We start from the raw sequence: 21,810 nt of genomic DNA, 5'->3' as shown, positions 1-21,810 counted from the left end.
TTACAGTATTTTTGTGCATTATGAAGACAAAATTGTTCATTTTCATCACCATGATTTTCACAAGTTTAAACGCTCAAAATGATAAAGTGCGTTGGACTGATCTTTTTTCTTACAATAATGTGAAATTGTTGGAAGAAGTAAATGGTGTGATTTATTGTGGAACTGAAAACGGAATTTTCTTGTTCAATCCTCAAAATCCAACAAGTGATTGGATTAAGCTAAATAAAACCAATTTCTTGAACAATGTTGGGGTTTCTGCAATGGCTTATGACAAAGATTCTGATTCGTTTTTAGTTGGTTATGAAAATGGAGGTTTAGATTTATTGAAATCTGGAGAATCGACAATGGTTTTGGATATCAAATGGAATGGTTTTTCGGGAGATAAAAAAGTCAATCATATTTTTATAAACGATGGAATTGCGTTTATTTCTGGAGCTTTTGGAATTGTTTCTTATGATCTAAAAGAGGAAGAATTTAAAGAAACAACGCGCACAAATTCTGCAAAAATAGATGATGTAACGATTTTAAATATAGTTGTAAATGATGCAACAATTTTAAATAACAAACTTTATATTGCTACATCAAAAGGGATTTTTTCAAGTGAATTAACTTCAAAGAAATTAAATAATCCAAATATTAATTTGTGGACTGTTCAAAATTTGAATCAAAATGTTTCAAATATAGAATTGTTTGAAAAAGAGATTTATTATTCAGTAGAAAATGAATTAAAAACAATTTCTGGAACTCCTGTTTCTGAAGCTTTTAATTTTATTGAAGATTTAAAATTATCAAATGAAAAATTAATCATTACTCAAAATAATCAGATATCTGTTTTAGGAAGTGGTGATTATTCTAAATCTGAAATTAATTTTAATACTGCTATTTCTATTGGTGATGAAGTTTATGGAGGTTCAGTAAATCATGGAATTATTAATTTATCTAATCTTGAAGAATTTTATCCCGATGGACCATTTAACAATAAAGCTTGGTCGGTTACAACAAAAAATGGCAAAGTATGGATTGCACCAGGAGGAACAGAGAGTTATTCAAATGTATTAGAAAATAGTGATGGATTCTTTTATTATGACACTAAAAGATGGAACAACTTTCGCTCAAAAGAAATTTTTGATATTAAAGATATTTTAAGAATCGCTGCTCATCCAGATAAAGACAATAATACATTTATAGTTTCATCATTTAATAAATATGGACGTGATAAAAATGGACGAACAGATTTATTAGAATTTGATGCAGATTTAATGCCTAAGAAAATTATTAATAATCAGTTTCCAAGTTCAAGAATTTCTGGATTAGCGTATGATAAATTAGGAAACTTACATATAGGCGCTTCATATCCTGATGGAAAAAGCCCGGATTATAATTCAGCATATTATGTAGAGAGAAGTAAAAATGGTACGTGGAAAAGTAATAATGTTGATAAAACTTCTGCTATTGTAGCACTTTCTCCTGATTTTTCTGATGTTTATACCTATTATGCAAGCGGTAGACAAGGAGGTGGGGTTACAGTTTTAGACAAAAAATATGAAATTGTAACAACAATGACAACTTCAAATAAGCTACCAATTAATAATGTTCTGACTGTTGCAAATGACAAATCAAATAATTTATGGATTGGGACAGAACAAGGTTTAGTCGTTTTGTACGGAGCTGATAATGCTGTAAGTTCTAATAATATTGTCGCAGAACCAATTGTGATTATTCAAGATGGAATTCCAGAGGCGTTGTTAACAGATGTTGGGATTTATGCGATAAAAGTGGATAATGCAAACAATAAATGGATTGCTACTAATGGAGCGGGCGTTTATTATGTTTCGGATAGTGGAGAGTCGACGAAATTGCATTTTACTTCTAAGAACTCACCTTTACCTTCGGATATTGTGTACGATGTTTCCATAGACGAATCGACAGGGAAAGTATTTTTTGCAACAGAAAAAGGTGTGGTTTCGTATAATGGAGATGTGTCGACAGAAGCGAATAATTTTAACAATGCAATTGCGTATCCAAATCCTTATCGACCAGAATATAAAGGGAATGTTACGATAAAAAATCTTCCAAATCGTGCGTTGGTTAAGATTACAGATATTGTTGGAAATTTACTTTTTGAGAAAAAAGCCGAAGGAGGAATTGTTGAATGGAATACAAATAATGCAAAAGGAAAGCCAGTAGCTTCTGGAATTTACTTAGTTTTGATGACAAATGCAGATGGTACAGAAACCAAAACATTGAAAATTGCAGTTGTCCGTTAATGAAAATTTTAGAAACCAAAGCCATTGTACTTTCGAGCTTAAAATATGGTGACACGAGTTTAATTATTCGTTGTTATACACAAGATTTTGGCTTAAAATCATTTATAGCAAAAGGAGTTTTCTCCAAAAAAAAGCGAAATACTTCGTTGTATTTTCCGCTAGCAGAAATAGATTTGAGCTTTCAACCGAAATCAAATGAACAACAATTGGTTTTCTTAAAATCAGCACAAACATCACATTATTATGAATCGTTGCATTTTCATCCTATAAAATCTGCGATTGTTTTTTTCTTGGCTGAGATCTTAAATTTAGTTCTGAAAGAAGAGTCAGAAAATCCTGAATTATATTTTTACATCGAACATTCGCTAAAAGAATTTGATCAAAAGAAAGACGATTTTGCAGATTTTCATTTGATATTCTTGATTCAATTATCTCATTTTCTTGGATTTTATCCAAATTTAGAAATTGACGGAAATCTATTCGATTTAGAAAATGGATTTTTTACCAATTCAAATTCATCCATCAATATGTTGAAAGCAGATGAAACTTTTTTGTTCAAAAAATTGTTAGAATTACATTTTTCCGAAGATTCAAAAAATATATTCAATCAATCACAACGATCTCTCTTATTAGAAATTTTAGTAAAGTATTATCAAATTCACACCAATAATTTCAAAAAGCCAAAATCACTTCAAGTTTTACATGAAATGTTTAGTTAATGGGAAGAAAGAGTAAAAAATCAAAAAAGGAAGATATAGCAAAAAATACTATAAGAAAAGAGTTTGTTTCTACCAAGACATCAAATTTCATTTCAATTGTATTATTTGTTATTGCATTTGTCTTCTATAAGAAAGATGAACTAATATTATTTAATGTAGGATGGTGGTATTATATTGTATTATTTATATTTTCACTGATTTTCGTTTTTTTAATATTAAATATACCAATATTTAAACGTAAATTAGTAGAAACGGGATATTGGAAAGATATTGTTTTAATTTCCATTTATTACTCGATTTTTCTCTCAATATCTTTTTATTATGGATCGAAACATATTGTGAATGATTTAGCAAAAGATCAAATAATTACAGAAAATTGTGAAATTTTAGAAGTTAAAAAAGGAAGACATAGAAGAGGTGGAGATTATTATAAGCTGAAAGTTAATTTTAAAGGAAACGAAGAGTCTATAAATTTAGATAAAGATGCATTTCAAAAATTAGAAAAAGCTGATTTAAATAAAAATCATGCAATTATAAAAGTTAGACCTTCTATTTTTAATATTTACGTAGTAGAGAATGTTCTTATTGAATCCAAAAATCTCCCGAAATAAATTCTAACAAATCTTTAAAACAAAGAATAAATAAAACTCCATATATTTGCTATAGTTAAAAGCATTCACAATGAAATTCAATACAAAAGCGATACACGGAGGTCAACAACACGACCCTTCAACAGGAGCCGTTATGACTCCAATTTACCAAACATCAACATTCGCACAAAGATCACCAGGAGATTACAAAGGATACGAATATTCTCGTGGCGCAAATCCAACAAGAACTGCTTTAGAAAACGCATTAGCATCTATCGAAGGTGGAGTTGCAGGTTTTGCATTTGGTTCTGGTTTAGCAGCAATTGACGGTGTGTTAAAATTATTCAAACCAGGTGATGAAATCATCGCGATGGACGATTTATACGGAGGTTCTTACCGTTTATTTACACGTGTTTATGAAAAATTTGGATTGAAATTCCATTTCGTAGATATGACAAATGTTGAGGCTGTTATCGCTTTAATCAATGAAAACACAAAAATGGTTTGGGTTGAAACGCCTACAAATCCATTGATGAAAGTGGTTGATATCAAAGCTGTAAATGATGCTGCAAAAGCAAAAAAAGCAGATATTTTAGTTGCTGTAGATAATACATTTGCGTCGCCATATTTACAACGTCCAATTGAGTTGGGAGCAGATATCGTGATGCATTCGGCAACGAAATATTTAGGAGGTCACTCAGATTTAGTTGCGGGAGCAATTGTGGTTAATTCGGAACAATTGGCAACAGATGTTCACTTCAATTTATTTGCAACAGGAGGAATTTTAGGACCACAAGATTCTTACTTAGTTTTACGTGGAATCAAAACTTTGGCTGTTCGTATGGATCGTCACTGTTCAAACGGAATGAAAATCGCTCAGTTTTTAGAGGCTCATCCAAAAGTTGCGCACACGTATTATCCAGGTTTGGAAAATCATCCGCAACACGAAATTGCGAAAAAGCAAATGAAAGATTTCGGAGGAATGGTTACGTTTACATTAACTTCTGGGAAAAAAGAAGATGCTTTCAAAATTTTAGAAAACTTGAAAGTTTTCACTTTAGCTGAATCTTTAGGTGGTGTTGAATCATTAGCAAATCACCCAGCTACGATGACACATGCATCTATTCCTGCAGAAAAACGTGCTGAAATTGGTATTACAGATGATTTAATTCGTTTGTCTGTAGGTATTGAAGATATAGATGATTTATTGGAAGATTTAGAACAAGTTTTGAACTTGATTTAATTCTTCTCAAAATAAAAATAATTTAAGAACGACTCAGTATTGAGTCGTTTTTTTATACTTTTAAAGAATGGAAAATATAGCATTAATAGTAGTTTTAATATTTATTTTATTTTTTATTCGATTATTTTTTAAGCGTTTTGATAATGTTTTTAAAAATACTGAACAAATAAAGGAGTTAGAAGCCCAGAACAATGAAATTCTTTCTGAGCTAAAAGAATTGAAAGAAATTTTGAAACAAAGAAGTTGATGAAATTCCTAATTCTCTTTTTACTTTCTACGTTAAGTTTTGCTCAAAAGTTGGATACGATTAATCTCAATCAAGTTGAGGTTATGAATTATTCTAATTACAAACAATTTCGTCCAAAGTTCAAGAAAGTTGAAAGATTAACCGATAACACAAGTTTTGGACTCAAAATATTTTCGAATTTATTGCTTCCAAACGAGAAAGAAATTGAAATTGTAGCAATCGAAATTTTGTTTGAATCAAAAGTAAAGAAGAAAAATTATTGTAACGAATATTATTATTTCAAACCAATAATTCTGAAATCGATTGATGATAAACAAAGTTTAATTGATGAAAAATGGTTTGAGGTGGATAAAGATTATCAAGGAAAATATATTTTTCCTATTCATTTAAAATTGAAACCTTCAGAGGTGAAAAATTATTCTATTGGTTTAGAAACTTCTTACGAAAATCCTTTTTGCCCTGAAGGAAATGGCTATTTTGATTTGATAAATACGTCCAAAAAATCAGATGTTTTTGTTCATTACAATGATAATCGAAATTCAGGGTTTCGTAAACAAGAATTATTTGGTAATTATGCTTTAAACTACAAAATCTACTACAAATAGATTTATTTCCACAATAATTTCAATTCCACTTTATATTTCCCAGCGTATGGTTTTGAGTTTGTTGGTTTTTCCGAAATCGAGAATTGATACACGCCACGCGCAGGTAATTCGAAGATGGTTTCTTTGCCAAATGGTCCACCTTTTATAGAATCCACAGGTCCTTTGATGTGATTAATTCTGATATTTGCTGTAGAATCTTGCGCAGAAATTTTGATCCAAACTTTTTTAGCAGAATCTGCATTAAAGGTAAATGTATTTGTTTGTCCTGCTATTTTAGTTGGTTCTGCTTTAGCTTTTGCATAACTTACTTCCAGATTTTCGGTTGTGTTGTTAGCACTTAACGGAATAATTTTATCTGCGTTAGATACAACTTTTTGTTGAGGTTTTGTCACAACTTTCTTCTGAGGAGAAGCCGTTTTTACCACTTCTTCTTTCATTACATCTTCTGTTGTTGGCTTATCTTTTTTTACCAAATCTTTGTACGCAGAATCAACTCCAATCTTGCTTGGATAAATGGTTGGCGTAGATTTATCTTCGCAACTATAAAGCGTAATCAATGTAATAAAAGCTATAAAAGTCCATTTCATAACAGAAAAATTCTGTTGTAAAAGTAACTATTTTAACTGCAATTTCAAGGTATATTTTCCTTCAAATGGATCTCCTTGCATCAAACTTTCGCCAATTCGGATTTGATATAAGCCTTTTTCGGTTAAATCATAATTGATTTCTTGTCCAAAAGGACCATCTTTTTCGTTATTTGGAGAGATAAGTTGATTAATTCTGATATTCCCGAGTTTATTTTGAGGAATAATTTGAATAAAAACAGAGGAAGATGAATCATTTCTAAAACTAAAAGTTTGTTGCTCTTTCGCTTCTTTTTCAATCTCAAATTCGCCTTTTCCATGAATTAATTTCAATTCAGAATTATTCATGATTTTAGGAGTAGCCAAAGCAATTTCTTGCATAGAAGAATCTTTTTTGACTACTTTTTGGGTCGTTTCTCCTATTGATATTGTTTGATTACTAGTCATACAATAAATGATAATAGCACCAATAGCTATTGAGAGGATAATAATGGGTCTATATTTTTTCATTATTGTAAATTTGTGGCTTAGTTAATTACAAATTCTGAACCAAACTATATGTTGTTTTACAAAAATACAGGAAACGGTAAACCCTTGGTGTTTTTACACGGTTTCTTAGAGAGTCATTTAATTTGGAATAATTTACGAAAAAATCTTGAGAAAGAAGCACAAATTATTACAATAGATTTGCCTGGACATGGTAATTCTGAAAATTTGCAACAGGTAAATACGATGGAAGAAATGGCGGAAAAAGTGATTGAGGTTTTGGATGAATTAAAACTTGAGAAAGCAACTTTTGTTGGGCATTCGATGGGTGGTTATGTAGCGTGTGCGTTAGCTGATCTTTTTCCAGAACGTGTAGAAAACATTGTTTTGATTAATTCTTCGACTTTGCCAGATGATGAAGCGAAGAAAAATCAACGGTTGAAAGCGTGTGAAACTGCTCGAAAAAATTTCAATGCGTTGGTAAGTTTTAGTATGCCAACTTTATTTGCGGCTCATCATCGTGATCAATTTAAAGAAGAGTTGAAATTTGTAAAAGAAATTGCTTTGAAAACGCCAATCGAAGGCGTTTGTGCAGCTTTGAAAGGAATGCGAGAACGTCCAGATCGTTCGTCGATTTTGTATGATTTTAAAGGTGGAATTTATATCATTGTTGGACTGAATGATGAAACAGTTAATCCTGAATTATTTTTAACCTTAATTCCAGATTTGCCTCATATTCATTTGTATAAATTTGATGGAGGACACATGGCTTTTATAGAAAATTATAACGAAGTTTTATCGATATTGAAATCGATTTAACGCTTGCGTTGGAAAAATTCTTTCATCAATTGACCGCATTCATCTTCCATAATTCCCGAAACAATTTCAGTTTTTGGATGTAATTCGCCAATTTTTGCCTTAAAACCACGTTTTTCATCCGAAGCACCATATACCACTTTCGAGATTTGGCTCCAATATAATGCTCCGCCGCACATGACGCAAGGTTCTAAGGTTACATACAATGTGCAATCTTGTAAGTATTTTCCACCCAAATAATTTGCTGCAGACGTAATAGCTTGCATTTCAGCATGAGCGGTCACATCAGTCAATGTTTCCGTTAAATTATGTGCTTTCGCGATAATTTTGTTGTTGCAAACAATCACAGCTCCAACTGGAATTTCGTCTCGCTCGAAAGCTGTAACCGCTTCGTTAAAGGCTATTCGCATAAAATATTCGTCTGTAAAAAGATTTTCCATTTCCATAAAATTTAAGGCAAAAATAATCATTTCCAAATTGGATATTCGATACATTTGTACAAATTGACGCCTCTTATATGAATCAATCAAAATATATCATTGCAGCCATTATAACCTACTTTATGTGGGGATTTTTTAGTTTCGGATTGAAACCAATCGCAGGTTATCCACCTTTGGATATTCTATTTTTTAGATTGTACGTTTCCGTTTTCTTTTTAGTGGTAATTAATGTTGGATTTCGACGCAATAAGATGAAAGCTGATTTTGATTTGTTCAAATCATTTGATAAAAAGAAACAGAAAAAATTAGGAAGCTTAATTGTTGGCGGATCGTTGATTTTGATGACAAATTGGTTGATGTTTATCATCGTGATGAATCATATTAGTGTGCAAGCCGCGTCGCTGTCGTACTTGGTTTGTCCGATTATCACCACCGTTTTGGCTTTTATTATTCTGAAAGAACATTTAACCAAAATAAAATGGATTGCAGTTGGTATTAGTCTTTTAGCGTGCTTGGTTCTTTCTGTAGGTCATCTTGTAGACTTGGTTTATAGTTTGATTGTTGCGTGTACATTTGCCCTGTATATCATCATTCAGAGAAGCTTGAATGTTTTTGATAGTTTCAATTTATTGATGACACAATTATTAATTGTAGCCATTCTGATGTTACCATTGGTTTTTATGTTTTCAGGACCAATTCCAACCGAAACAATTTTCTATCAATGTATCATGATGATTGTAGTTTTGTTCACCATCATTCCAATGTTCTTAAACAATTTCGCTTTAAAAGGAATTGATTCTTCAACCGTTGGAATTTTAATTTATTTGAATCCAATTATGAATTTTGTTTTGGCAATTTTCTATTACAAAGAAGCTGTTTCACCAATGCAAATGATCGGTTATAGTTTGATTTTGCTCGCGATTGTAGTATTTAATTCACAAACAATTTTCAAAATAAAACACATAAAAAAATCTGAAGTCTAAACTTCAGATTTTTTTATGTTGATTTTTCAGGAAATATTATTTGATGTAAACAGAATTTGGTGAAACTCCAGTTGTAATTGCTGGATTTTTAAGACCTCCTTGTGCATTCTGAATTAATAATCGTCCATTAGAATTGTAATCTTTTGCGTCTAAAACATAAAAAGTATCACCTTTTACATAGAAACCATATACACTATCAGCACCTGTTATGTAATCTGCTTTTGTAGGCAAAGCTGTTGCATTTGTAGCCATAGAATAAACAGAATTATTAACGATGTAATACAATTTACTATTCTCCGCAACTAAGAAATTAGGATGTTGTCCATCAGGAAAATTCATTTCTAATTTATCTTCTGAAGTTAAATTATAACGAACCAATTTTCCTTTTGTAGTAGTTCCCCAATTAACACCTTGAGAAAGCACAAATAAATTTCCGTTTTGAATTGTTAAATCTGTCGGAACATCACCAACATTTATACTTTTTTTATCATTTGTTTTAAGGTCAATAATTGTAACTGTTTTACCTGTTCCCCAGCCACCTTTTTGTGCAACATAAAGTTTGTTATTGTCAAGAATCATTTTTTCTGGACCTTCATCTACTTTATATTTTTCTACAAATGTTAAATCGCTGATTTTGTATTTTGCAATAAAATCGTCTGTCGTAACATTAGGATCTCCCCAGTTTGAGATATACAAAAATTGATCATCAGAAACGATATAACGAGGGTTGCTCATATTATCTGATGATGGAATTGTACTAATTTTTTTGAAAGTTGTGTTGTCAACAACTTCTACTTTATTAGAAACATTAAGAACAATATAAGCTTTGTTTCCTTTGAAATACATGCTTTGTCCTACAGAACCCAATTGCGCACCTGCGTTCGCAGTCTTGAAAATTTCTTGAATAGGATTTGTTGTACTTACATCTTTTGTTGGATCAAAATAAGTGATTTCTGCGTTAGCTGAATTGAAACCTCCTTCATTCAAAATAAAAACTCCTTTCGAATAATTTCCATTTTCTGGATCATTGTTTGGTCCATCATCGTCATTTGAACAAGATTGTAAAAAGACTCCAGCCAAAGCTATAAGTGCGATTGATTTAAATTTAGTCATAGTTTTTTAAAATTTTATTTGTATTTGTATGTTATAATTTGTGCCTGGTTGCCAACGGTTTTCTTGCGTTTGATATTCTTGGTTAAACACATTATTCACTCTCATAGAAACGCTATAAAGTGGTGAAATCGTATAATTTAAACCTAAATTCGTTAGCCAAAATCCGTCAAGTGTTCTTTCTTCTTCTGAATCAGTAAAAACTTTACTTGTATAAATATTTTGTACAAAAGCAGATAAACGTTTGTAAGTGTATTGTGCGCTCGCCGTCCATTTATGATTTGGCGAATACATCAATTCCTTATTTTTAAATTTATTTTTTGTTTTGGTATACGCATAAATTGTATTGAAACTAAACGCATTCCATTTGTAATTTCCAATCATTTCAAAACCATAGGTTTCTGCTTTGTTGATGTTCACAGGAACCCAATAAGAACTGTTTTGCGAACTCGGAATCCATTGAATCATATCACTCAACTTATTATAAAAAATATTGGTTTGAATGTTTAAATTTTTGCTGATAAAATCATTTCCTAATTCAAATTGATAAGCTGATTCTGATTTCAAATCTGGATTTCCGCCAGTTTTCCAAAATAAATCATTGTACGTTGGATTTCTGAAATTTTTAGAAACATTTCCTCTCAATTGATACGAATGTATTGGGCTATAATTAAAACCTAACGAATAAATAAATGGATTTTGGTACGTATCAGAAAAATCTTGGCGAATACTCGCTTCGTATTCCAAAAAATCTGATAATTTATGCTTCGCGATTAAGGCAAAGTTGATAGAATTTTGATCACTTTTGGTCAAATTATTTCCATTTCCTTGATTATAATTAGCTTCCGATAAAAGCGAAAGCTCGAAATTATTGGTCAATCGATGATTCAGATAATATTTTAAAATATAATTATCAACCTGTAAATCGTCCGAATAAGATTTGTGAATATTGTTGAAATAACTGCTTTCTTCTCGAATATAAGCTAATTTTAACTGCGATTGCCACTTTTCATTTGGATCAAAATTCCATTCTGTCATCAAACGATAATCCTGATTTTTGTATCCAGAAGGCGTTGAACCAATATCAACCAAAGGAAATTCGCGCTTTCCAAAGTTGAACATCGAATAAAGTTTCAATTCATTTTTAGGATTAATTTTATACCCAAAATTTCCATTCATCGTATTGAAATAATATTTCCCGTTCAAATTTTTCTTCATGTGATTCGGAATTTTATAATCATTATCAGATTGATTGCGTTCATAATCGATTGAAGAACTAAATTTTTCTGTACTATATTTCAACTGATATTTTCCCGACCACGTATCGTAACTTCCGTATCCTAAATTGATTTTTTGCTGTAAACCTTTGTCATACTCAAATTTATTCAACAAATGAATTGTACCACCAATAGAACCTGTTCCGTACGCAATACTTCCGCCACCAGGTTTTACTAAAATTCCGTCAAACGAATTACTTGCAAATAAATTAAAATCAGTTTGTCCTGTAGTTTGCGAATTGACATTTATTCCGTTCCAAATCACAGCTGTGTGCGAAGCTAAAGTTCCACGAAACGAAGGTGAAGAAACCATTCCTCGTCCATTTTCTTTAAAATAAATTGGCGTTTGCGCTTGTAAAACTTGCGTCAGTTGATTAGGATTTTGCTCTAAAATACTATCATTTAGTTTGATAATACTTTGAGATTTGTAATGATTTTTAAGAAAAGCATCATTCAAAATCAAAGGTTTCAAATTGATGGTATCCGTCTGTGCAAAAGCAATTCCAGCGATAAGATTAAAACAAAGAAAAAGTTTTTTCATACTAAAATCTGTTTTTCCTCCGAAAACATTTTCTATTAATTTGTTAGCAATGGCAGGTTTCCTGACTTATTCTTTTACAAAAAGTATGTTAGAATTTACAGTTGCGGGGACAGTTTTGGAATTGAACCAAATTCCCTTTTAACTCACTCGTTGAGCACCATTTTGTGCAAATGTAAAGAAAAGCGATTGATTTTATAATAAGTAGATTGTTAAATCGTTAACCTTAAATTAAGATCAGATTTATTTTATTTGTACAATATTCAAAATCATTATATCTAGTGATTTTTAAGAAAGATGGACAAATTAAATTTGTAACCAACAAAACAATTATTTATTTAAACTTTAAAAACTATGGAAAACAATCAACCGTACAAATCAGAGAAAAAACTTATTGCCGGAATTTTAGGAATTATTTTAGGCGTTTTCGCTGTACATAAATTTTATTTAGGATATACAAAAGAAGGAACAATTCAATTAATTTTAAGTCTTGTTACATGCGGAGCGGTAGGTTCTCTTACAGGATTAATTGAAGGAATTATTTATTTAACAAAATCTGATGAAGAGTTTGATGAAACTTATGTAAAAGGACACAAAGGCTGGTTCTAAAAATAGAGATTACATTCTTTTTTAAATATTTTTCGATCCCAAAATAACTTTAGATTATTTTGGGATTTTTTTATTGAATGAATTCGTTTTAAATAATTCGCAAGTTTTTTATTACATTTGCTTTAGGAAAAAATATAATAAAGAACGAAATCGCATAAAATGGCTATAAAAACATTTAGAGAAGTAATCGCAGAGGCAATGAGTGAAGAAATGCGTCGCGATGAATCTATATTTTTAATTGGAGAAGAAGTAGCAGAATACAACGGAGCGTACAAAGCTTCGAAAGGAATGTTAGACGAATTTGGAGCAGAACGTGTAATTGATGCACCAATTGCAGAGGCTGGTTTTTCTGGAATCGCAATTGGATCTACAATGACGGGATGTCGCCCAATCGTAGAATACATGACATTCAACTTCTCATTAGTGTCTATTGACCAAATTATCAATAACGCTGCAAAAATTTATCAAATGTCAGGAGGACAATTCAACTGTCCAATTGTATTTAGAGGACCTACTGCTTCTGCAGGACAATTAGGTGCAACACACTCACAAGCTTTTGAGAATTGGTATGCAAATGTACCAGGTCTTAAAGTAATTGTTCCTTCAAATCCTTATGACGCAAAAGGTTTATTAAAATCTGCAATTCGTGATAACGATCCAGTTATTTTCATGGAATCTGAACAGATGTATGGGGATAAAATGGAAATGCCAGATGAAGAATACACAATCGAAATTGGTAAAGCAGAAATCAAACGTGAAGGTACAGATGTAACATTAGTTTCTTTCGGGAAAATTATTAAGCAAGCTTACATCGCTGCTGATGAATTAGCAAAAGAAGGAATTTCTGTTGAAGTAATTGACTTACGTACAGTTCGTCCGTTAGATTATGATACAATTTTCAAATCTGTTAAGAAAACAAATCGTTTGGTAGTTTTAGAAGAAGCTTGGCCTTTCGCTTCAGTTGCTTCAGAAATTACGTATATGGTTCAACAAAAAGCATTCGATTATTTAGATGCACCAATCAAACGTATCACAACAAAAGATACATCAGCGCCTTATGCTCCAAATTTGTATGAGACTTGGATTCCTAATGCAAAAGATGTAGTTGAGGCTGTAAAAGCTGTGATGTATAAATAATTAAGATTTATAAACTATATTTGTAAAGTCTAGCACACATTTTGCTAGACTTTATTTTTTTAACCAAATCTTATTGATGAAAAGTTATATAACAGCTTTTTTTATAGTTGTTCTAGCGTCTGTGCACGCGCAAGTAAAAATCCAAGGAAAGGTCATCGATTCTGAAACTCAGAAGCCTATTCCTTACGCAGATATTCGTTTACCAGAACTTAAAGTAAGTGCAACATCAAACTCTGATGGTACTTTTTATATCGAATCTAGTTCGAATACAAATAAAATTGTCGTATCAAAAAATGGATACGAAACTTCTGATTATGTAATCGAAAATAAAATCGATTATAATTTTATTGCTCAATTATTTTTAGCAGAAGACAATACTTCCGAAGAAGATGACGGAACGGTAGATTTACAAACTGCGGTTGTTTCGGCAAAGAAAAAACGTCTTAAAAAGAAAGAAAATCCTGCTTATGCTATTTTGCGTGAAGTATGGAAGCGTAAAAAGAAAAATGGGCTAAAATTAGCGCCACATTACCAATATGATGAATACGAAAAGTTGCAATTTGATATTAGTAATATCGATTCAACTTTTATGAAACGTAAGATTTTTAAAGGAATGGAGTTTGTTTTCGAGAAAGTAGATACTTCTTCTATCAACGGAAAAACATATTTACCAGCTTTCTTGAATGAGTCCATTTACAATGTTGCGGGAATTAATAAACCTTCAACAAAGGAGCGTCGAGAATTAATTGCGAATAAAACATCAGGTTTCGAGAAAAATGAAGTGGTAGCTTCTACGGTAAAAAATCTTTTCCGTGATATTGATATTTATGATAATCGTATCAATATTTTAGACATCAAATTTGTGAGTCCAATTGCTACAGATGGTTTCGCTGTTTATGATTACGAATTGAAAGATACTGTTGATGTAGATGGAGTAGAATCTTATCGAATCAAATATTATCCGCGTCGTGAAGGAGAGTTGACATTTAAAGGAGAATTATATATTTCGAAAGATGCTTATGCGGTGAAAGAAGTTGTGATGGAGACAACGAAAGAAATGAACGTGAATTTTGTGCGTAATATTTTCATGAATCTAGAATATGATATTCCAAACGATTCTATTTTTTATCCAAAGAAAGAATACGCGATGTTGGATATGTCGTTGTTGAGTAAAAAGGAAAGTGCGAAAGGAATTTTTGCGCATAAAACGGTGAATTATTACAATTACGATTTCGATACAACACATCCCGAAGCTTTTTATTACGAGAAATTAGATCCAGCAAAAGCTGCGCTTAACGAAAAAGATAATCAGTTTTGGGCAGAAAATCGTCCTGAAGCTTTAACGAAAGATCAAGAAGGTATTTACGAAACATTAGAGCAATTAAATAAAGTACCAAAATTCAATAATATTGTGAAAGCAATCGAGATTTTTGGTTCTGGATATTACAATGTTGGAAATGCAATTGATATCGGGAATTTATATTCATCTTTTGGATACAACCAAATCGAAGGATTCCGTTTGAGAGCTGGAGCTCGTACATATTTTTCGCAAAATGATATGTGGCGTGCGCAAGGTTTCTTGGCATATGGTTTTCGAGATGATAAATTCAAATATGGAGCAGATTTTCGTTACATGTTCAATAAATATAATCGTTTTCAAGTCGGTATCGGAACAAAACGTGATGTAGAACAATTGGCTGCAACGTTAACGGCTTCTGACGGAATTATGACCCGTAGTTTTGCTTCGTCATCAATCATCAATCAAGGAGATAATACATTTTTGAGTAATAATAATTTGACAAATGTGTATGCGTCGATCGAACCTTGGAAAAATGTAACATTTCGTGTTGATGGAAATTATCAATTAATTAAACCAGCTGATGCAGAACATTTCTCGATTGGATATGAAAAAAATGGTCAGATTAAAGAAACTTTAACAAATTCAAGTGTAAGTGTTTCGGTAATTGCTCGTCCAGGTGCAAAATATTCGCAATATGGAATTGATCGTTACGAAATGACAACACTTGCACCAACGTTAATGTTGCGCTATACAAAAGGATTGAAAGGTGTAATTAATTCAGATTTTGAATATGATAAATTACAATTTTTATATACACAACCAATTTTGATTGGATCTTTTGGTAAATCATTAGTGACAGTTGAAGCTGGAAAAACATTTCAAGGTGTTCCTTTATCATTAATGAGTGCGTTACCTGGAAATGAGAGTTACGGACAAGTTTATGGTACATTTTCACAATTAGATTATTATGAATTTGTAACAGACGAATATGTAACGATGAACTGGGAACATCATTTTAACGGTTGGATTTTGAATAAAGTTCCATTAATCAAAAAATTAAAATTAAGAGAAGTTGGATTCTTGAGAGCGGCTTACGGAGATATTTCGGAAAAAAGTAAAGCAATCAATCATTCGACAATAGAATATTTTGCACCGAATCAACAAATCTACTACGAATATGGGTTTGGAATCGAAAACATTGGTTTTGGAAACATTAGACCAATACGAGTTGATTTTAATTGGCGCGGAAATTATAATAATTTGCCAGATGTTCGTAAATTTGGCATCACAATCGGTTTAGATTGGAATTTTTAGAAAATAAATAATAAAAAAAAGAATATTACAATGACTTTTGATGCAATCATTGAAATCCCAAGAGGATCTCGCAACAAATACGAAATGGATCACGAAACAGGAAGAATCCGTTTTGATCGTGTTTTATACTCTCCAATGTTCTACCCAGCTGATTACGGTTTCGTAGAAAATACATTAGGATTAGACGGAGATCCAATTGACGTATTAGTTTTCTTAACAGAACCTACTGTTCCTGGATGTGTAATCGAAGTAAAAACAATCGGTGTTCTTAAAATGTCTGATGACAAAGGACAAGATGAAAAATTAATTTGTGTACCAGTTGCTGATCCAACATGGAACCAATTAGAAAACATCACTGATATGAATCCTCATACATTGAAAGAAGTTGAGCACTTTTTCAGAGTTTATAAAGACTTAGAAAATAAAACAACAACAATTGAAGGGTACGGTGATAAAGCAGAAGCAGAACAATTATTGCAAGATGCAAGAGAGCGTTTCGTACCAGCTCACTAAGAAATAATTTATAATTTCATATAAATAGTCCTCATTTTTTGAGGACTATTTTTTTTGATTAAATTTTCCTCCCATTCTATCAACTATTTCCAAAAACATTTTTAAGTTTATAGAAATACTCACACATGAAATCGAAATTTTTATTAACACTAGGTTTAATCTCTACAACCATGAGTTTATCTGCTCAAACTAATCAACAAGTTTTAGACTTGATTAACAAAGAAGTACAACAAAATTCTGAAGCTTATCAACAATTAAAAAAAGCAACCGAAACAATCGGACATCGTGCAACAGGAACAGAAAATGGACGAATAGCAGAAGAATATGCAGCAAATTTGTTGCGTTCGTATGGTTATGATGTGTCTTTTCAAGAGTTTACATTTAGCGGTTGGAATCGTAAAAGTTTAGATTTAAAAATCAATAATCAACCTATAAAAGCCGTTGCTTTGGCGCATTCGCCAGCAAATGTTAGTGTTTCGGGAGAATTGATTGATTTGGGAAATGGACTTGAAGAAGATTACAAAAAGATTGGTGATAAAGTGAAAGGAAAGATTGTTTTTGCTGCGCTTGGTTTGTTGGATGGAACGCCAAAAGAAATAGAAAATCTACATCGTTCAGAAAAAACAGCTTTAGCAGAAAAGTACGGAGCGAAAGGAATTATTTTGTTTAATCGTCCTGCTGGAGGAATTCTATTGACAGGAACGGCTTCTGTAACGGGAGAAATTATTAAAATTCCTGCGATTAACATCAGTTTAGAAGATGGATTGAAAATCAAAGAAGATCTATCAAAAGGAAAAGAAATCGCTAAAATCGAAATGAAAAATGATGTTGGACAAATGAAAGGTCGCAACATTATTGCAAAGAAAATCGGTTCTAAATTTCCAAATGAGAAAATAGTTCTTGGAGGACATTTAGATAGTTGGGATTTGGCTACAGGAGCAATTGATAACGGCGTTGGAAGTTTTTCTGTAATGGATATTGCGAGAACATACAAGAAGTTAAATCTTCAAAATGATCGAACAATAGAATTTGTTTTATTTATGGGCGAAGAAGTTGGTTTGATAGGTTCTAAATATTATGTCAATCAAGCGTTGAAAGATGGTTCTATCAATCAAATTAAAGCAATGTCGAACATGGATATGACAACAAATCCAAAGTCGTATTATTCGACAATGGAAAGTAATTTGCCCATTTTAACTGATTATGCGAATGATGTGCAAAAAGTGATTCCAGATTTTAAATTGAAAACATTTGCGAGTGTAGATTTACATTCAGATCATCAACCGTTTATGTTGCAAGGCGTGCCTATTATTGGGCTTTCGGATAGTCAATTTACAAAAGGTGCTTTAAATTGTTATCACGCAAATTGCGATACATTTGATTATGTCGAAGAAATTGGTTTGAAAAATAATGTGATTTTGGAAACCTATTTATTGTATCGTTTGAGTAATTTGAAAGAAATCCCTTCAAAACGTTGGAACGAGCAAGAAATAAAAGAAGCCTTAATCAAAGGAAATTTAGAAACTCCACTTCGTATTTCGGGCGATTGGAGATGGTAATATCAAAAAAATCCTTCAGAATTTCTGAAGGATTTTTTATTTATTTCTTTTTCAATTTTACAGTGAAATGTCTTAAAATTTCAGATTCCCACGAAATTTCATAACCTGAATTAATTTCGTTTCGTCGATCAAAAATATTTTTCAACGCAACCGCGATATAATCCATATGACTTTGGAAATAAGTTCTTCTTGGAATTGCTAAACGCAATAATTCTAATTTTGGATAACGATTTTCTCGTGTTTCAGGATCACGATCTGCCAAAATAGTTCCGATTTCTACACCACGAATTCCAGCTTCTTTGTACAATTCGATTCCCAATGTTTGTGCAGGAAATTCTTCGCGCGTTACATTTGGTAAAAACTTTACAGCATCAACAAAAATAGCGTGTCCACCAATTGGTTGCTGAATTGGAATTCCAAACTCAATTAATTTATTCCCTAAATATTCAATTTGTTTGATGCGCGATTGTAAATAAGAATATTCTGTCGATTCTTGTAAACCTTGTGCTAAAGCTGCTAAATCACGTCCAGCTAAACCGCCATAACTTAAATATCCTTCGTAAATAATTCCAAAATTACCACATATTTTATATAGCTCTTCGTTATTCAGTGCAATAAATCCACCAATATTTACCAAACCATCTTTTTTCGCAGACATTGTCATTCCATCACCGTAAGAAAACATTTCTAAAACAATTTCTTTAATAGTTTTTGTCTTAAATTCTTCTTCTCTTTCTTTGATGAAATAAGCATTTTCCGCAAAACGAGCGCCATCAAAAAAGACTGGAATTCCATATTGATTAGACAATTCACGAACTTGACGAATATTTTCGATTGACACAGGTTGACCACCAGAAGAATTGCATGTAACAGTGATTAATGTAAATGGAATTTGTTCTTTTCCGTATTCTTTGTAGACATTTTCTAACTTTTGTAAATCGATATTTCCTTTGAAAGGATGAATCAATTCGCTGTCAAAAGCCTCATCAATAGTACAATCAATTGCGTGCGCTTTTCTAAATTCGATGTGACCTTTTGTCGTATCAAAATGCGAATTTCCAGGAACAACATGACCTTCTTTTACAAGAGCTGAAAATAATACATTTTCCGCTGCACGACCTTGATGCGTAGGTAGAAGAAACTCAAATCCCGTGATGGTATTAATGGTTTCTTTCAGTTTTAAGAAAGATTGAGAACCAGCATAGCTTTCGTCTCCAGTCATCATTGCAGACCACTGTTTGTCGGACATTGCTCCAGTTCCAGAATCAGTTAATAAATCAATAAATACTTTGTGGCTTTCTAGGTTAAATAGGTTGTAATCTTTTTCTTCGATCCACTTTTCGCGTTCTTCTCGAGTAGATTGATAAATTTCTTCGACCATTTTTATGCGAAATGGTTCGGCAAAAGGTAATTCCATTTTTCTTGTGTTTAATGTAAAACTAAGAAACCTTTAGAATATTATCAATTATTAATTGAAAATCATAAAAAAATCCTCTATCAAAAAGATAAAGGATTAAAAATTTTCTATAGCTCGTGTTAGTCAATAACAGGAACTGGTCGTTTGTTTTCGTTAATTGCAACTAATGTAAACGTTCCAGAAATCGCTTTATCACGTCCGTCACGATACATACTTTCGATAAAAACGTCAATTTGTACATCCAAACTTGAGCGTCCTACACGTACCACTTTTCCTACCATTTCCACGATAGTTCCTGCGGGAATTGAGTGTTTAAAATCAATTTTGTCACTACTTACTGTAACAATAGGTTTGCGACAAAAACGAGTTGCTGTCATAAAAGCAATTTCATCCATCAAATACATTACCGATCCTCCAAACATTGTGTTGTGGTGGTTTGTATCTCCAGGAAAAACAGCTTTGAAAATGCGAGTTTCAGAATTGATGATACGTTGTTCAATCAACTCTTCTCTTGGTGTTTTTTCCACTTCCATTATCATATATTTACACGTTACTTTTCTTTATTAATTTTTGAGTTGATAATGTTTTTTTGTGGTGGTTTGATGATTTGATAGAACATAATTTTTACTTTTTTCGCGAAAGTTTTTGGTTAATTATTAACTCAATTTAGTGGCATTCTGACTTGTCAAAAATATTGATTTACAGTTGCGCGACAGTTCATGATTTGCACACGATTCCCCATTAAGTTGAGCACGAATTTGATGCAAATATAAATTAGAAAAATGAAAATTTGCAGATTTATTGTACCGAATTCGTTGGTTTGGAATAATTCGTGTAAATTCATTTTCCGAATTTTTAATGAAGTAAGAAAAAAGAATGAAAATAAAACCAATCAAAGATTTAGTTCATAACCTAAAAGAATGGAATGAATTAGTTTCTCAAACCAAAGATTTAACCGATAAAGTAGTTCAAGATGTTAATTTTTTGCGTCAAGAAATCAATTGGGAAGAATATAATTTATGCAATACATCGTTTTTAGGTTGTAAGTTTAAACAACATGAAGCGATCTATTTAATCGAAAAAGGTGCGTTTGTTTATCCAAAATTTGAATCAGTTCCCTATAATCCATATCGTGGAAAATTGTACACTTGGCAAGAGTTGATGGATGGTTATGATCCAAATAATGACCAAAGTATCGATCTTAAAATTTATAAACATTTCAAAAAACATAAATATAATCCGTCTGTTTCAGAAGCTTTGGCGCAACGTTTACACGATTTGTCTATTGATGATGGTTTGCGTCGAATTTTGGAATATGATGATAATGGAATGACGAAGAAAAAAGTGGTTGGCTTTATGGGCGGGCATTCTACTGCACGAAATTCGGAGTTTTATAATGAAACCGCAAAAGCGGCGAAATTAGCAACTGAAAAAGGTTATTTTGTTGTTTCTGGTGGAGGTCCTGGAATTATGGAAGCTGCTAATTTAGGTGCGTATATGGCAAATTATTCGGATGAAGATTTGATGAATGCGATTAGTATTTTGGCTGATTTAGATTTTATTGATGAAGATAAAACTGAATATTTGGCGAAGAATTTTATGACGAATGCTAAAAAAGTTTTAGAAATCTATCCAAATGGTGCTGAAAGTTTAGCAATTCCAACATGGTTTTATGGTCACGAACCGAGTAATTTATTTGCCACGAATATTGCGAAATATTTTTCTAATAGTATTCGAGAAGATATGTTGTTAACAATTAGTTTGTTCGGTTTGGTTTATGCGCCTGGAAGTGCTGGAACAACACAAGAAATTTTTCAGGAAGCAGCGCAAAATCATTATGGAACTTCAGGATATTACAGTCCAATGATTTTTTTGAGTAAGAAAAGATATGTAGAAGATACAGCGATTTATTCCGTTTTGCATCAATTGGCAACAGGAAAACCATATAAGGAGTTACTATTTTTAACAGATAGTTCTGATTTAGCAATCGATTTTATCGAAAATCATCCACCAATTAAAGTTAATTAAAAAATAATTTCAAAATATTCAAAACCAC

The 21,810-nt window shown here is 31.8% G+C and carries 21 protein-coding genes and 2 riboswitches; of the genes, 14 read left to right on the top strand and 7 right to left on the bottom strand.

What is annotated here, in order from left to right; genetic code table 11:
• Positions 1-20 precede the first annotated feature (20 nt).
• From porZ to HXZ74_RS03135, 6 genes are all read left to right on the top strand, one after another.
• Entirely contained in the window at positions 21-2,267 is a 2,247-nt protein-coding gene (porZ, locus tag HXZ74_RS03160) for a type IX secretion system anionic LPS delivery protein PorZ (protein WP_286473813.1), read from the top strand.
• Positions 2,267-2,986: a DNA repair protein RecO gene (gene recO / locus HXZ74_RS03155; RefSeq protein ID WP_280062179.1), complete on the top strand. Its 720-nt coding sequence runs from the start codon at positions 2,267-2,269 to the stop codon at positions 2,984-2,986. The genes porZ and recO overlap by 1 nt, the downstream gene beginning before the upstream one ends.
• Positions 2,986-3,597, top strand: a complete 612-nt coding sequence (locus HXZ74_RS03150; protein WP_286473810.1) for a hypothetical protein — start codon at positions 2,986-2,988, stop codon at positions 3,595-3,597. The genes recO and HXZ74_RS03150 overlap by 1 nt, the downstream gene beginning before the upstream one ends.
• 70 nt (positions 3,598-3,667) lie before the next feature.
• On the top strand, positions 3,668-4,819 hold the full coding sequence (locus HXZ74_RS03145) for a cystathionine gamma-synthase (RefSeq protein ID WP_280050646.1): 1,152 nt from the start codon (positions 3,668-3,670) through the stop codon (positions 4,817-4,819).
• A gap of 67 nt (positions 4,820-4,886) precedes the next feature.
• The gene (locus HXZ74_RS03140; RefSeq protein WP_280050645.1) at positions 4,887-5,066 is read left to right on the top strand and encodes a hypothetical protein; all 180 of its coding nucleotides are present in this window, start codon (positions 4,887-4,889) and stop codon (positions 5,064-5,066) included.
• Positions 5,066-5,671 carry a hypothetical protein gene (locus HXZ74_RS03135; RefSeq protein ID WP_286473808.1) on the top strand — a complete coding sequence of 202 codons (606 nt, stop codon included), beginning with the start codon at positions 5,066-5,068 and terminating at the stop codon, positions 5,669-5,671. The genes HXZ74_RS03140 and HXZ74_RS03135 overlap by 1 nt, the downstream gene beginning before the upstream one ends.
• 2 nt (positions 5,672-5,673) lie before the next feature.
• Here the strand turns inward: HXZ74_RS03135 and HXZ74_RS03130 are convergent, their stop codons facing one another.
• Entirely contained in the window at positions 5,674-6,258 is a 585-nt protein-coding gene (locus HXZ74_RS03130) for a hypothetical protein (protein WP_180905730.1), read from the bottom strand.
• 27 nt (positions 6,259-6,285) lie between these two features.
• Positions 6,286-6,765 carry a hypothetical protein gene (locus HXZ74_RS03125; RefSeq protein ID WP_280062377.1) on the bottom strand — a complete coding sequence of 160 codons (480 nt, stop codon included), beginning with the start codon at positions 6,763-6,765 and terminating at the stop codon, positions 6,286-6,288.
• Positions 6,766-6,813: 48 nt separating this feature from the next.
• Between HXZ74_RS03125 and HXZ74_RS03120 the strand changes: the two genes are divergently transcribed.
• The gene (locus HXZ74_RS03120) at positions 6,814-7,560 is read left to right on the top strand and encodes an alpha/beta fold hydrolase (RefSeq protein WP_286473805.1); all 747 of its coding nucleotides are present in this window, start codon (positions 6,814-6,816) and stop codon (positions 7,558-7,560) included.
• On the opposite strand, the gene HXZ74_RS03115 is transcribed toward HXZ74_RS03120, so the two are convergent.
• Positions 7,557-7,997 (bottom strand): nucleoside deaminase, encoded by a 441-nt coding sequence (locus HXZ74_RS03115; RefSeq protein WP_286473803.1) that lies wholly within the window; start codon positions 7,995-7,997, stop codon positions 7,557-7,559. The genes HXZ74_RS03120 and HXZ74_RS03115 overlap by 4 nt on opposite strands.
• A 77-nt stretch (positions 7,998-8,074) precedes the next feature.
• Between HXZ74_RS03115 and HXZ74_RS03110 the strand changes: the two genes are divergently transcribed.
• Complete coding sequence (locus tag HXZ74_RS03110) at positions 8,075-8,980, top strand: EamA family transporter (protein ID WP_286473801.1); 906 nt, start codon at positions 8,075-8,077, stop codon at positions 8,978-8,980.
• 36 nt (positions 8,981-9,016) lie between these two features.
• Here HXZ74_RS03110 and HXZ74_RS03105 read toward each other — a convergent pair whose 3' ends face one another.
• Positions 9,017-10,093, bottom strand: a complete 1,077-nt coding sequence (locus tag HXZ74_RS03105; RefSeq protein ID WP_180905735.1) for a DUF5074 domain-containing protein — start codon at positions 10,091-10,093, stop codon at positions 9,017-9,019.
• Positions 10,094-10,099: 6 nt separating this feature from the next.
• Positions 10,100-11,908 carry a TonB-dependent receptor plug domain-containing protein gene (locus tag HXZ74_RS03100; protein WP_286473799.1) on the bottom strand — a complete coding sequence of 603 codons (1,809 nt, stop codon included), beginning with the start codon at positions 11,906-11,908 and terminating at the stop codon, positions 10,100-10,102.
• 34 nt (positions 11,909-11,942) lie between these two features.
• Positions 11,943-12,085: riboswitch (cobalamin riboswitch) on the bottom strand.
• 174 nt (positions 12,086-12,259) lie between these two features.
• Between HXZ74_RS03100 and HXZ74_RS03095 the strand changes: the two genes are divergently transcribed.
• From HXZ74_RS03095 to HXZ74_RS03075, 5 genes are all read left to right on the top strand, one after another.
• Positions 12,260-12,514: a TM2 domain-containing protein gene (locus tag HXZ74_RS03095; protein WP_114998123.1), complete on the top strand. Its 255-nt coding sequence runs from the start codon at positions 12,260-12,262 to the stop codon at positions 12,512-12,514.
• A gap of 159 nt (positions 12,515-12,673) precedes the next feature.
• Positions 12,674-13,651 (top strand): pyruvate dehydrogenase complex E1 component subunit beta, encoded by a 978-nt coding sequence (locus HXZ74_RS03090; RefSeq protein WP_114998120.1) that lies wholly within the window; start codon positions 12,674-12,676, stop codon positions 13,649-13,651.
• Positions 13,652-13,727: 76 nt separating this feature from the next.
• Positions 13,728-16,265 carry a DUF5686 family protein gene (locus HXZ74_RS03085; RefSeq protein WP_286473797.1) on the top strand — a complete coding sequence of 846 codons (2,538 nt, stop codon included), beginning with the start codon at positions 13,728-13,730 and terminating at the stop codon, positions 16,263-16,265.
• A gap of 30 nt (positions 16,266-16,295) precedes the next feature.
• The gene (locus HXZ74_RS03080) at positions 16,296-16,778 is read left to right on the top strand and encodes an inorganic diphosphatase (protein ID WP_038336778.1); all 483 of its coding nucleotides are present in this window, start codon (positions 16,296-16,298) and stop codon (positions 16,776-16,778) included.
• Between the two features lie 125 nt (positions 16,779-16,903).
• Positions 16,904-18,337: a M28 family peptidase gene (locus HXZ74_RS03075; RefSeq protein WP_286473795.1), complete on the top strand. Its 1,434-nt coding sequence runs from the start codon at positions 16,904-16,906 to the stop codon at positions 18,335-18,337.
• 40 nt (positions 18,338-18,377) lie between these two features.
• Here HXZ74_RS03075 and tnaA read toward each other — a convergent pair whose 3' ends face one another.
• Entirely contained in the window at positions 18,378-19,754 is a 1,377-nt protein-coding gene (gene tnaA, locus HXZ74_RS03070; RefSeq protein ID WP_180905739.1) for a tryptophanase TnaA, read from the bottom strand.
• Positions 19,755-19,873: 119 nt separating this feature from the next.
• Positions 19,874-20,287 carry an acyl-CoA thioesterase gene (locus HXZ74_RS03065; RefSeq protein ID WP_114998110.1) on the bottom strand — a complete coding sequence of 138 codons (414 nt, stop codon included), beginning with the start codon at positions 20,285-20,287 and terminating at the stop codon, positions 19,874-19,876.
• A gap of 129 nt (positions 20,288-20,416) precedes the next feature.
• Positions 20,417-20,503, bottom strand: a riboswitch (adenosylcobalamin-variant (AdoCbl-variant) riboswitch).
• Between the two features lie 127 nt (positions 20,504-20,630).
• Between HXZ74_RS03065 and HXZ74_RS03060 the strand changes: the two genes are divergently transcribed.
• Positions 20,631-21,782, top strand: a complete 1,152-nt coding sequence (locus HXZ74_RS03060; protein ID WP_286473793.1) for an LOG family protein — start codon at positions 20,631-20,633, stop codon at positions 21,780-21,782.
• Positions 21,783-21,810: the final 28 nt, after the last annotated feature.

Origin of the sequence: Empedobacter sp. R750, assembly GCF_030324345.1 — a bacterium.
Lineage (GTDB): Bacteria > Bacteroidota > Bacteroidia > Flavobacteriales > Weeksellaceae > Empedobacter > Empedobacter falsenii_C.
This window is presented reverse-complemented; position numbering and strand designations above follow the sequence as displayed.